Source organism: Pseudomonas fluorescens, assembly GCF_902497625.1.
Taxonomy (GTDB): domain Bacteria; phylum Pseudomonadota; class Gammaproteobacteria; order Pseudomonadales; family Pseudomonadaceae; genus Aquipseudomonas; species Aquipseudomonas fluorescens_BQ.
In genome coordinates this window covers 1-12365 of the sequence record NZ_CABVGX010000029.1, presented here as the reverse complement: position 1 = coordinate 12365, position 12365 = coordinate 1, and the positions used below count along the sequence as shown (strand labels likewise).

At 59.1% G+C, this 12365-nt stretch carries 11 protein-coding genes; 2 read left to right on the top strand and 9 right to left on the bottom strand.

Annotated elements, in window-relative coordinates; all coding sequences use genetic code 11:
• Positions 1 to 27 precede the first annotated feature (27 nt).
• The 9 genes from F8N12_RS17845 to F8N12_RS17800 form a co-directional block, all read right to left on the bottom strand.
• Positions 28 to 1011 (bottom strand): FecR family protein, encoded by a 984-nt coding sequence (locus F8N12_RS17845; RefSeq protein ID WP_150581642.1) that lies wholly within the window; start codon positions 1009 to 1011, stop codon positions 28 to 30.
• 40 nt (positions 1012 to 1051) lie between these two features.
• Complete coding sequence (locus F8N12_RS17840) at positions 1052 to 1552, bottom strand: sigma-70 family RNA polymerase sigma factor (protein ID WP_150581641.1); 501 nt, start codon at positions 1550 to 1552, stop codon at positions 1052 to 1054.
• A gap of 242 nt (positions 1553 to 1794) precedes the next feature.
• Positions 1795 to 2241, bottom strand: coding sequence for a carboxymuconolactone decarboxylase family protein (locus F8N12_RS17830; protein ID WP_150581639.1), 447 nt, complete (start codon positions 2239 to 2241; stop codon positions 1795 to 1797).
• 239 nt (positions 2242 to 2480) lie between these two features.
• Positions 2481 to 3923 (bottom strand): mechanosensitive ion channel family protein, encoded by a 1443-nt coding sequence (locus F8N12_RS17825; RefSeq protein WP_150581638.1) that lies wholly within the window; start codon positions 3921 to 3923, stop codon positions 2481 to 2483.
• Between the two features lie 127 nt (positions 3924 to 4050).
• A complete protein-coding gene (locus F8N12_RS17820) occupies positions 4051 to 7272 on the bottom strand; it encodes a transporter substrate-binding domain-containing protein (RefSeq protein WP_150581637.1) in 3222 nt (1073 codons plus the stop codon).
• Positions 7269 to 7895: a response regulator transcription factor gene (locus F8N12_RS17815; protein ID WP_150581636.1), complete on the bottom strand. Its 627-nt coding sequence runs from the start codon at positions 7893 to 7895 to the stop codon at positions 7269 to 7271. Before F8N12_RS17815 ends, F8N12_RS17820 begins: the two co-directional genes overlap by 4 nt.
• A gap of 69 nt (positions 7896 to 7964) precedes the next feature.
• Entirely contained in the window at positions 7965 to 8378 is a 414-nt protein-coding gene (locus tag F8N12_RS17810; protein ID WP_150581635.1) for a response regulator, read from the bottom strand.
• A gap of 180 nt (positions 8379 to 8558) precedes the next feature.
• Positions 8559 to 9896, bottom strand: a complete 1338-nt coding sequence (locus F8N12_RS17805; RefSeq protein WP_150581634.1) for a lysine N(6)-hydroxylase/L-ornithine N(5)-oxygenase family protein — start codon at positions 9894 to 9896, stop codon at positions 8559 to 8561.
• Positions 9897 to 10043: 147 nt separating this feature from the next.
• Positions 10044 to 10526: a sigma-70 family RNA polymerase sigma factor gene (locus F8N12_RS17800; protein ID WP_150581633.1), complete on the bottom strand. Its 483-nt coding sequence runs from the start codon at positions 10524 to 10526 to the stop codon at positions 10044 to 10046.
• A 291-nt stretch (positions 10527 to 10817) separates the two neighbouring features.
• On the opposite strand from F8N12_RS17800, the gene F8N12_RS17795 reads away from it, so the two are divergent.
• Complete coding sequence (locus F8N12_RS17795) at positions 10818 to 11990, top strand: efflux RND transporter periplasmic adaptor subunit (RefSeq protein ID WP_150581632.1); 1173 nt, start codon at positions 10818 to 10820, stop codon at positions 11988 to 11990.
• Positions 11991 to 12365, top strand: a 375-nt coding sequence (locus tag F8N12_RS17790; RefSeq protein ID WP_150581631.1) for an ABC transporter ATP-binding protein, incomplete at its 3' end; no start/stop codon positions are given. It lies immediately after the preceding gene.

Below are 12365 nucleotides of genomic sequence, written 5' to 3'. Positions count from 1 at the left end.
GACGAAGAACTCGAAAAAAACCTGAATCTATTTTGAAATTATCTGCTGACTGCCGTTGTCCAGCGTTCGCACGGCCACTGGCAAAATATTCGGCAAGGCTTTGAGCAACGCGTCGGTGTTGTCGGAGCTGAACACGCTGGTCAGGCGCAGACTGGCCACTTTTTCATCGCCGACGGTCAGCGGTTTGGCGCGATAACGCGACACCTCTCCGGCCACCTCACGCAAGCTGGCGTTGTTGAACACCAGTTTGCCGCCGCGCCATGCGGTCAGTTCCGCAGGATTGACCGCATAGGCTGCGGTCACTTTGCCTTGGGCATCGACCCGCGCCGCAAGGCCGGCGGTCAGGCTGGTGAAATCGCCGACCGCAGCCTCTCGCCCCTGCACCTTGACCGTGCCCTGCTCCACCACGACGCGGGTTTCGCCGACATCACGGCGCACATCGAAACGCGTGCCAGTCACGGTGATCCTGCCGCTGCCTGCATCCACTACAAACGGCCGGTGACTGTCGTGCTCGACGCTAAACATCGCTTCGCCAGCCGTCAGTTCGAGGCTGCGCAGGTCTCTTGCATAACGCACCTGGAGCAGACTGCGACTGTTCAGATCCACCACCGACCCGTCCGGCAGCGTGACTTGCCGCCGCTCACCGAATGCGGTCGCATAATCGGCGCTGTACGTCCCGGAGGAATTCGTCCCCTTGAACAGTACGAAACCGAGCGCCCCCACCAACACACTGGCGGCCACTGCATAACGCAACAGCGGGCGCCGTTTGCTGGGCACCGACGGGGTTTCGCACAGTGCTTGCAGACGCGCAGCCGGTAACAGGTCCGCCGCTGCCCACATCCTCTGCAGTAGCTGGAATTCGTCGGCATGTTGCGGGTGTTCCTGCAGCCAGCGCTCGAAACACTGACGCTCGTCAGCGTCCATCGCCGGTTCCTGCAGACGCACAAACCAGCGCGCCGCCTCATCGCGAACCGCAGTTTGCCCGCATGCGCAGTCGCGAGTATCCGTCATGGAAGTTCCTGTTGAGCTGGAGGTGCGAAGGCGCTGGAGATCATGGCTGCAAACCCTCCAGACGATCGCGCAGATGCCGCAGGGTGCGGATCATATACTTTTCCACCATGTTCCTGGACAGGCCCAAACGCTCGGCGATTTCCGCTTGGGTCAGCTCTTCGATCTTCTGCCAGATGAATACCTTGCGACAGTTGATCGGCAGTTCGGCCAGTGCACGCTCGATGGAATCAGCCAACTGAATCGCCCGCATGAAATGCTCCGGGTCGCCGGACGACGACACGCTCTGATCAATCGTCTCCGACTCCATGGCGCCCCGCCGATCCTCACGCCGATAACCGTCCACAGCGATATTGCGCGCTGTCTGGTGCAAGTAGGCCCGGGGCTGCTGCACCGCCGTCGAATCCGACTCGAGCACCCGCACGAAGGTGTCGTGGGCCAGATCCTCAGCCTGCTGACGATTTCTCAGGCGTCGGGTCCAGGTGCCAACCAACTCTTCGTAATGCTCGAAAAAGCCGTGTCTGCGGGGCAACTTGGGAGTCATTGCGGCGTGCTGCGCAAAAGGGGCGTGAATAGTAATGCTTCCTATTAACGGGAGGCAATGGATTCCCGAACAGGTTTATCGATGGTCTTGCGCTCGTTCCGACGACTGGCGTCACACAGCGAAGCGCAGACACAAACCTGCGGCGACGCATTTTTGATAATCGGGGTGTGTTTTGTCATCGCCACGGCGATGGTGCCCTTGATGCGCAAGGTGCAACCACCGGCCGCGCCATCAGCGGAGGCTCATTGATCGGCTGCAGGCATTTTGCGAAAGCCCACGGCCAGACGATTCCAGGCGTTGATGGTGGTGATCGCCACGGTCAGGTCGACCATTTCCTTGGGCGTGAACTGGGCCAGGGCGAACTCGTAGTCTTCGTCCGGCGCATGCGTCTGGCTCAGCAGGGTCAACGATTCGGTCCAGGCCAGCGCGGCGCGTTCGCGCGGGGTGAAGAACGGCGTTTCACGCCAGGCCGACAACGTGTACAGGCGACGTTCGGTTTCGCCACCCTTGCGCGCATCGGCGGTATGCAGATCGAGGCAGAACGCACAGCCGTTGATCTGCGAAGCACGCAGCTTGACCAGTTCGATGAGGCTATTTTCCAGGGGCAACTTCGACACGGCGCTTTGCAGCGCGATCATGGCTTTGAGGGCGTCGGGGGACGCGGTGTAGAAATCGATACGAGGTTTCATGGGAGGCTCCGGCTACCAAGTGAGTAGAACCAAGTTAGTCGCCCGGGCCTCGCAGGCAAATAGCCAATAGCGCAGAAATCGTGTAGACCACCCGCGACTGCGATCTCGACGCTCCAAATGACATGTGGCAATGTTGCCAGCGATGACGGTCTTCGATCCAGGCTGAATTCGCTATGTACTCTAGCCCGTGGGAACACAGCTTGCTCGCGAACCCGCGCTGCGGCCATTCGCCGACGCCCCTAAGCCCGCCGCCGCAGCCACTGTAAAAAACCCCTCTTCTGTACAACCGGCGGGATTTCCTGGGTCAGGGTCTGCGCCTTGTTCAAGCGGTAATCCAGCAATGCTTTCATGGCGTCGCCAATGTCCTGCCGCGCATCGAGGTACGGTTTGAGATAGTCCTTCTCCAGGCGGTACACGCTGCAATAGGTCTTGGCGGTAAATTCCGCCGGCAGTGACGTATCGGACAAAATCCCGCCTTCGCCGATCACCTCGCCCGGCCCCATCCGGCCAGATTCGAACCTGACGCCGCCACGGCTTAACTCTACCGAGACCACACCGGATTCGATGATCAGCAAGTGATCGCTAACCTCCCCTGCCGGCATAATCAATTCACCGGCGCGGAATGTCTGCAGCGTCATGTTTGCGCAAAACGCCTCTTTCTCTTCGTCGCTCAGGCTCGAGAAAATGCTTGAGCTGTCCAGCAGCGCCCTTGGCTGCGACAGGCCGACCGGCGCATTTGACTCGACGCTGGACAGCAGGGACACGCCGCTGGCCTGCAACTGGCGGAAGGCAAGGTCGTAGAGTTGATTGCGCACCATGCGTTTCTGATCCATGGACACCACAAAACCGCTGATCTCATATTCCACACCGCTGCTGGTGGAGCTCTTCAGCGAAACTTTGGGTGCCGGTTTGCTCAACAACTGGCGGCACCCCTGCATGGCCCTTTCCAGTGCTTCGATCACCGTATTCGGGCGAACGTGCGGGCTCAGTTGCAGGCTGATCGAGAGGCCGAAGATGTCGATCGGTCGACTGAAATTGATGATTTTCGCTTTGGCTGCCAGCGAGTTGGGAATCACCGCCATGCTGCCTTGGGAGGTTTGCAGGCGTGTGGCGCGCCAGTCGATGTCGGTGACCCGGCCTTCCATGCCGTCAATGGAGATCCAGTCATCCAGTTGATAGGGTTTGGTGGTGTTGAGCACGATGCCGGAAAACACGTCGCTGAGGGTGCTCTGCAAGGCCAGGCCGACGATGATCGCCAGTGCCCCGGAAGTTGCCAGCACGCCTTTGACCGGCAGTTCCAGCACGTAGGCCAGTGCAGCGATGACCGCGATGAGGAAAATCACTGCACCAAGCAGGTCCTGTAGCAATCGCCCGGTATGGCCGACGCGCTGCATCATGACGGCGCCGATCAGCACCGTCAGGGTTCGCGCACCGAACAGCCACCAGCCAATCTGCAAACCGGTGGCGGCCAGGTGCAGCGGCACATTGCCGGCAAACGGCGCGGGTTGCAGCGGGTTCATGCCGGCATTGAACAGCACCATGCTGAACAACGCGAACACCAGCAGGCGTACCACCAGTTTCCACTGACTGCCGCTGGCACTCAGCAAATGCCAGAGGCTGAGGTCAATGAGGATCAGCAACAGCGCGCAAACCAATGGATGATCGGTGAGCAGTGACAGCATCGAACAAACTCCAGCAAAGGCTCATGGCGCGAAGATTCCACGCATTGGCCACAGTGTAGGAGCAATTGAACGGGTCCAGAACTATACGAAAAAATGTATTGGCGGCTGATTTCCCCCTTCAACCTCCTCAGACACTGGCGAGATATTGGTCCAGTCGTGTCATGGCCTGCTGCAACTGATCGACGGCGGCATTGACCAGCGCAGTCTCACCACTGCCGCAGGCTTGCTCCAGCGCCTGGCAACATTGGATCAGGCCATCCGCCCGCACCATCAGCGCACCGCCCTTGATGCGGTGAGCCAAGGTGTGCAATTCATGCTGACTGCCGCTGGCATGGGCCTCGAGCAGTGCTTGCCTGTCACTGCGATTGGTCACGGCCAGAGCGCTGAGCAATTGATTGATCAACTCTCGGTCCGCGCCAACGTAGCGTTCCAGGCCACTCAAATCGATCTCGGCAAAGGCAGACGGGTCCACCTTTACCCCGCCTGCGAAATGCGCGGACAACCAGGCACTGAGGTCAGCCAGGCGAATCGGCTTGAACAGGCAGTCGTCCATGCCTGCTGCCAGGCAGCGGGTTTTTTCCTCGGGCTGGGCATTGGCAGTGAAGCCCAGAATCAGTGTGCGCGGCCGTCCTCGAGCGCATTCCTCATCACGGATAGCTCTTGCCAGTTCATAGCCACTGAGCACCGGCATGTTGCAGTCCGTGATGAGCACGTCGAATGCGTTATCTCGCCACTTTTCCAAGCCGTGCTGGCCGTCCTCGGCGTCCATCACGCTGTGGCCCAGATAGCTCAATTGCCGCGACAGCAATAGACGATTAGCCGGGTAATCATCGACTACCAGAATCGCCAATGTCCGGCTCGTCACTTGCGTCGAAGCGGACCGCTCGCTTGGCGGCAATGCTTCCATGGCAGGCAGATCCAGGCAGAGTTCGAGCCGCGTACCTCGCCCCAGCGTGCTGTCGAGCTGCAACGTGCCATCCATCATTTCACACAGAGTGCGACTGATCACCAGCCCCAGACCGGAGCCGTGTCGGGCCGAGTGGGGATTATTGCCGGCCTGCACGAACGAGCTGAACAAACGCTGCTGATCAAATTCGCTGATGCCGATGCCAGTGTCTTCAATCCACACGCGAACCTGCAGATGCCCCGGTGCGCCGGGTTCGATATGCAGCGTCAACTTCACTTCACCTTCGCAGGTGAATTTGATGGCGTTGCTCAGCAGATTGGACAGCACCTGTTTGTAACGCGTGGGGTCTACCAGCACTGCCTGGTCGCTGCGCTCGTCCAGTTCGACACGCCAGTCGAGCTCTTTCTGACGGGCCAGACCTTCGAATACCCGGCACACCGACTCGGTCAGTGATCGCAGATTGGCCCGCTCCGGAGCCAGCGAAAGATGCCCTGATTCAATCCGCGCAATATCCAGAATATCCCCGATCAATCCCAACAGCTGCTGCCCGGCATTGGAGGCCACCTCAATCGCCGGGCGGTCAACGAACCCTTCATCCGCCCGTTTCAACGCCAATTCGAGCATGCCGAGCAAGGCATTCATGGGCGTACGGATTTCATGGCTCATGGTCGCCAGGAACGTGGTTTTAGCCCGATTGGCGTCGTCGGCAACGTCTTTGGCATCCTGCAACTGGCTGAGCAACTGTTGGCGCTGCCGAATCTGCCTGCGCTGCCATCCGATCCATGCCAGCGCCAGCAAAAGCAACGCGCCAGCAGCGGCGAACGCCTGGAAAACATCCTGGCGATGCCGCAGCCAGAAGCTCTGCTCCACAATCTGATCGTTGCGCCAATACAGTGTGAGCGCATCAAATTCCTCCGGAGCGATGCTCAGCAGCGCTTTGTCGAGAATCGCCTGCAGCTCCTCGGACTCGCGAGCGGTGGCCAGCGTGGCGCGGGCCGGATCGGTGCCGACGGTCGTGGTGACCTGCAGCTTGTCCCGGTATAACCGGGAAATCATGTAGCGCGCGCTGATCAATGAATTGATGCCGCCATCGGCCTCGCCCGAGGCAACCATCGCCATTACATCCCCGGTCAATGGCGCGTCGACCAGTCTGATCGCCGGAAAATGCTGACGAATGAACTCACCTTCACTGCTGCCCTGGGTGATGGCGAGCGTCTTGCCGGCCATATCGTCGAGCGTCGCCGGATTCTCAGGGCCGATGCGCGTGACCAGCACGCTGGGGCTGGTTAGAAACGGCCGGGTGAAACGCAGCTGGGTTTCACGCTCGATGCTGGGTCCGATGCCCGCCACCAGATCGACCTGCCCGGTGCTGATCCAGCCGAGCACTTCGGCCACTGACTTGGTCGGCCTCATGTCAAATTGCAGGCCGGTACGCAGGCTGATTTTCGCCAGCACATCGGCGACGATGCCGATCAATTTGCCTTCGCTGTCGTAAAACGAGATCGGCATCAGGTTCGGGTTGATGGCCACGCGCAAGCGCGGATTCCGGTCGAGCCATTTTTGCTCGGCGATGCTGAAATTCATTGTCTGCGTCGCCGCAATGGATGCCCCGTTCGCCCCCCAGCGACGCAGGATGTTCAGGCGCTCGTTAGTCGGCACCGATGCCAGAGCCTTGTTGACGATGCGCTGCAGTTGACGGTTGCCGTCCCTCATCGCAAAGGCGAAACCACCCGGCTCAATGTGCGAAAAATCGGCCAGTTGTACGTTATTGAGGTAGTTCTTGCTGATGAGATGATGGGTACTGATTGCATCACCCAGGTAGACATCGGCCTGACCGAAGGCCACCGCCCCCACTGCCTCCAGCGTCGAGGGGAAGAGCTGGACGTTCGCGTTGGGGTAGAAGGCCTGAACCTGCTTTGCCGGCAAGTAGTGATAGAGCATGGCGAGCCGTTGCCCGGCAAGCTTCGGTTGCAGGGCGTGCGGCATATCGATACGCGTGACCAGTACAGGTTGATCGTCGGCGTAGACAGCGGACATGGACAACAGCGGGTCCTCCACCTCGTACCGATTGGCCGTTCCGAGCAAATCCGCAGAGCCCAGTTTGATCGCCCGCACCGCCTCGCCACGGCTGGCATAGCGCTGAACGACAATATCGACTTGCAACAACTGCCTGAGCAGACCGGCATAATCCGCAGTCAGTCCTTCATAGTCCGATCCCGTGGTAGTGATGTCGAACGGCGGGTAGTCCGGAGCGGAAATTGCCAGCACCAACCGGCCCTTTTCCCGCAGCCAGCGAGCGTCGTCTTGCGCAAGCTTGACGTTCTGGCCGTCGACGCTGGAGCGACCCAGCAGCGTCAGGGTGCGCGGATCGGCGCACACGCTCGATGCCCACAGCAAAGCGCTGAAGACAAATGCTGCGAGACGCTTCACTGAAGTCTTCATTCGATCAGATTATTGCGCTTGGCGAAATCCCTCAGGTGTACAGCGGAATCGACGCTGAGTTTTTCGATCAACCGGGTCTTGTACGTGCTGACGGTCTTGTGGCTCAGGTTCATCAGGGCGGCTATTGCCTTATTGCTCATGCCTCGGGAGATGTGTTGGAAAATCGTCAGCTCACGGTCCGAGAGCCTCTCGATCATCTGCGTTTCGGTACGCTGCAGGGTGTTCAGCGACACCGAACTCGAGGGTAGTTTGACAAAGTAGCTGTAGCCGGCCATGACTGCCCCCACTGCCTTTTGCAAATGATGCAGATCGTTGGTCTTGGAGACATAGGCTTGCGCCCCGGCACGCATGCAGCGGTCCTGATAGAACAACGGCTCCTGAGAGGTAAATACCAGCACTCGGCACTTCACCCCGCACCCCTGAATCCGGCCCAGCACATCCAGGCCATCAAGGCCGGGCATGACCAGGTCGAGCACCACAAGATCAGGTTTGTGATCACGAATCTTCGGCAGCACCTCGATACCGGTGCGCGCTTCGTGGATGTCGTGAAAACCTTCATTTCTCAGCAGCATGGTAACGGCGGCACATACCACCGGATGATCGTCTGCGATCAGCGCAATCATGAGAACTCCTGTCAGGCCAAGCAGTACGCAGCGCTGCGCAGTGACTCTTGCATGGAAGTCAACCGGCGACTACCTGACAGAAGCGACTGTACCGACGAACGGCAAGGGTGGATCGAGTGACTTCATCACTTGCTCGATTGCGCGCAGGTCCGGCAACGGCGAGTGACTGATCTCGACCTTGTGCTGCACGCCGGCAGGGATTGACGGCAACGGCTCGCGCTCGCAGCCATAGATAAACGCGTGACGAACCTGGAAGTTGTGCAGAAAAAAATCCGCCAGGTCCATGGACTCACGGGTCATCGACTGATTGATCACCACCAGGTCCAACGGCTCGCTGGCGTATTCCACCAAGGTAAGAAGCTCGTCGAGCCCGCGCACGGGAGCGATGCGATAATAACCCAACTGATTGAACAATCGCTCGATGCGCATTCGATGAAAGTGCTGCTCATCGGCGATCAGGATACGTAATGTTTTAGTCTGCAAGCGGCCCCCGGAAGACGTCGGATCGTGAGGGCGCCAAGGCTACTGAAGTGCCTGCATGCTTTCTGTAGGACTATTCCTAAATTTTACAGAACTCATTCAACGATATCCCGTAGGAAGGCATTGATGAGTTCGCCGGCAAATGATCGTTCCCACGCGCGCGGGAACGATGCTTTACCAGCCTCAGCTGGCTGCCGCAAGCAACACGTCCATTACCGAACGATTGTGCGTGCGCAACTTGCCATGCTCATACAGCGAGCTGGCAATTTCATCGGCGCGAATCGGCAGGATCGACAGCAATGTGTCGCTCAAACCGTGGCTTGCCTGACAGAAACCCTGCATGTAGATGCCGGCCTTGCAGCGCTCGTCGGTGATCAGTTTGTAGTGGCGGTCGACTTCGAAGGCGCCCAGATATTCTTCCAGCGGGGCCAGCAGTTGACGGTGCATCTGACGTTCGTAACCGGTGGCCAGAACGACTGCGTCGTAATGCCGAACCGTTACCTCACCGGTGGCATTGTTACGCACCGCCAGGTCAATGCCGCGTGCGGTGGCCGTGGCCTTTTCGATGGTGGTCAGGGTGCGAAATGCGTGGCGAGCAATGCCCGAGACTTTCTGGCGATAGAATATTGCGTAAATACGTTCGATCAGATCAATGTCCACCACCGAGTAATTGGTATTGTGGTACTCGTTGACCAGTCGTTCGCGTTCGCTGCTGTGCTGCTGAAACACCAGGTCGGTAAATTCCGGCGAGAACACCTCATTGACGAATGGGCTGTCATCCGCCGGCTTCAGCGCCGAGCCACGCAGGATCATGTCGACCTGCACGGACGGGAAGCTGTCGTTCAGATCAATAAATGCTTCCGCTGCGCTCTGCCCTGCACCGATGATCGCAATGCTCATCGGCTGATTGTTGACGCACGGCTGCCTGGCCATTTGCGTCAGGTACTGCGAATGGTGAAACACCCGCCCGTCATCCTTCAGCGCCTTGAACGCTTCTGGAACACGCGGTGTACCGCCGGCACTGACGACCACCGAGCGTGTGGTGCGCACGTGCTGCTGGCCTTGAGTATCACGGGAAATCACGCGCAACGCTTCGACTTCCTGGTCGTGCAGGACAGGCTCGATGGTCAACACCTCTTCACCGTAGCGGCTCTGCGCAGCAAACTGCCCGGCGACCCAGCACAGGTAGTCGTTGTACTCCATGCGACACGGATAGAACGTACCGAGGTTGATGAAATCCACCAGACGTCCGTGATGCTTGAGGTAGTTGACGAACGAGTAAGGGCTGGTCGGATTGCGCAGGGTCACCAGGTCCTTGAGGAAGGAAATCTGCAATTCGCTCTGAGTGACCAACGTATTGCCGTGCCAGCGATAGTCCGCCTGCTTGTCGAGAAACAGCACATCCAGTGCGCCCTGACTTGGCCCCCGTTCCTGCAGAGCAATAGCCAATGCCAGGTTTGAAGGACCGAAACCGACGCCGATCAGGTCGTGAACGATGGGCGCTGCATTTGCCTGTGTCATTTCCAGTGTCCTCTGGATGAACCCCTCAACAGTGGGGTGAAAGCCTAAGTGACCTGAGCAGCGTTGCGCCGCACTGCAAGTCGTCTGTTGAATAGGAACGAGGACAATGAAATAAAATTTACCACTACTTTGCGCAAGCACTTGTGATCAATGCGCGTCCCACTGCTGCATGCGCAGACGGCAGTGTTTCATGGCATTGACGATGTGCTTTTCGACCAATGTGCGGGAAATGCCGAGGCGTTTGGCGATTTCAAGATGAGAAAGGCCATCGATCTTGCGCAGCATAAAACTTTCACGACACAGACGTGGCAGTTCGTTCAAGGCTCGCTGGAGCATTTCCAGGCGCTGGCCGTGATCGAGGCTGTGATGGGGCGAAGGCGTAAAATAGCGCTCTTCGCTATCGAGTACTTCCAGCGATTCAACCTGCCGCAAGGCATTACGACGATGGTCGTCAATCACCAGATTGAGCGCGGTGCGATAAAGGAAAGCCCGCGGCTGCTCGATCGGCGTTTCGCTGGAGCGCTCCAGAATTCGCAGATAAGCGTCATGCACCACATCTTCGGCGACCTGACGGTTGCCTAGCTTGGCATTAAGGAAACACACCAGTTCGCGGTAGTAGTTTTCCAACATGACTCCCGGCCACACAGGGTGCGGTTCAGTGCTTGAGCCATATCCGTGACCGTCGGAATGGACGATGGCAGGATGGTGGCAATTTCGAATGCGTAATTTATAGTAATTCTCATATAGATTTAAAGTGTTGTTTCGATTTGCCTGACAAATCGTTGTAATCAGGCATTACCTGCCTCTGCCAGACAGTTACCTGACTGGTCATGGGCTAAATCCCCGAAGACCTGCCTCGTCTACAGGACAGCTCCCCGTCCACCCTTCTGACGGGCCGAACTCCATTGGCCGGAACCCTGCATGAAACGTCCCCGTCATACCCGACGCGCCCTGCTTGTAGCCCTGTGTCTGCTTCCGCTGATTGCCATCGCCACCTGGCAGGTCTTGCCCCCCGGGCGTGATCAGTTCAACACCGTACAAGTTGCTCGCGGTGACATTGAAAGTAGCGTCACGGCCCTGGGCACTCTGCAGCCGCGGCGTTATGTCGACGTCGGCGCGCAGGCGTCCGGGCAGATCCAGAAAATTCATGTAGAAGTCGGCGACGTGGTCAACGAAGGTGAGCTTCTGGTCGAAATCGACCCGTCCACCCAACAGGCCAGGCTCGACGCAGGACGCTTCTCGATCGATAACCTCAAGGCGCAGCTGCTGGAGCAACGAGCCCTGCACGATCTGGCGCAGCAAAAACACAAGCGTCAGCAGAAGCTCGCGGCCGGCGGCGCCACCCGCGATGAAGACGTGCAAGCCGCCCAGGCGGAACTGCGCACCACCCAGGCCCGCATCGACATGTTCCAGGCGCAGATTCGTCAGGCGCAGGCCAGCCTGCGCAGCGATCAGGCCGAACTGGGCTACACGCGCATTTACGCGCCGATGTCCGGCACCGTGGTTGCACTTGATGCGCGCGAAGGCCAGACCCTGAACGCGCAACAGCAGACGCCGCTGATACTGCGCATCGCCAAACTGTCGCCAATGACCGTCTGGGCCGAGGTCTCGGAAGCCGATATCGGCCAGGTCAAACCGGGCATGGTCGCCTGGTTCACCACGCTCAGCGGTGGCAACCGGCGCTGGAACAGCACGGTACGGCAGATTTTGCCAATCCCGCCGAAACCGCTCGATCAGACCAGTCGGGGCGGCGGCAGCCCGGCCAGCTCGGGTAAAAGCGGCAGCGCTCGTGTGGTGCTGTATACCGTGCTGCTGGATGTCGACAACGCTGACAACGCATTGATGGCGGACATGACCACGCAGGTGTTCTTCGTATCCGATCAGGCCAAAAACACTCTCACCGCACCGATCGCTGCGGTGCAAAGCGACGCGCAATCCGCCAGGCAGACCGCACAAGTGGCTGCGAGCAACGGTGACGTGCAGTCCCGGGTGGTACGCACTGGCATCAGCGACCGCTTGAAGGTGCAGATCCTCGATGGCCTGGAAGAAGGCGATCACTTGTTGATCGGCCCGGCGACCGGGAGCGGCGGCTGAATGCAGACGCCCCTGATCGACCTGCAGGATATCCGCAAATCCTACGGTGGCGGCGACGCTCCACAGGTTCACGTGTTACGCGGTATTGACCTGGCGATTCATGCCGGTGAATTCGTTGCGATTGTGGGTGCCTCCGGTTCCGGCAAGTCGACCCTGATGAACATACTTGGCTGCCTCGATCGCCCGACCTCGGGCGAATACCGCTTCGCCGGAGAAGACGTCGCCGGGCTCGACAGCGATGAACTGGCCTGGCTGCGCCGCGAAGCCTTCGGTTTTGTGTTTCAGGGCTACCACCTGATCCCGTCCGGCTCGGCTCAGGAAAACGTCGAGATGCCGGCGATCTACGCAGGCTTGCCCGCCGCCGAGCGCCATGCC

What these genes read in the sequence shown, in the direction of transcription:
- F8N12_RS17815 (WP_150581636.1), bottom strand. Translation starts at nt 7,895, where the DNA reads ATGATTGCGCTGATCGCAGACGATCATCCGGTGGTATGTGCCGCCGTT.
- F8N12_RS17795 (WP_150581632.1), top strand. Translation starts at nt 10,818, where the DNA reads ATGAAACGTCCCCGTCATACCCGACGCGCCCTGCTTGTAGCCCTGTGT.
- F8N12_RS17830 (WP_150581639.1), bottom strand. Translation starts at nt 2,241, where the DNA reads ATGAAACCTCGTATCGATTTCTACACCGCGTCCCCCGACGCCCTCAAA.
- F8N12_RS17840 (WP_150581641.1), bottom strand. Translation starts at nt 1,552, where the DNA reads ATGACTCCCAAGTTGCCCCGCAGACACGGCTTTTTCGAGCATTACGAA.
- F8N12_RS17845 (WP_150581642.1), bottom strand. Translation starts at nt 1,011, where the DNA reads ATGACGGATACTCGCGACTGCGCATGCGGGCAAACTGCGGTTCGCGAT.
- F8N12_RS17800 (WP_150581633.1), bottom strand. Translation starts at nt 10,526, where the DNA reads ATGTTGGAAAACTACTACCGCGAACTGGTGTGTTTCCTTAATGCCAAG.
- F8N12_RS17820 (WP_150581637.1), bottom strand. Translation starts at nt 7,272, where the DNA reads ATGAAGACTTCAGTGAAGCGTCTCGCAGCATTTGTCTTCAGCGCTTTG.
- F8N12_RS17805 (WP_150581634.1), bottom strand. Translation starts at nt 9,896, where the DNA reads ATGACACAGGCAAATGCAGCGCCCATCGTTCACGACCTGATCGGCGTC.
- F8N12_RS17825 (WP_150581638.1), bottom strand. Translation starts at nt 3,923, where the DNA reads ATGCTGTCACTGCTCACCGATCATCCATTGGTTTGCGCGCTGTTGCTG.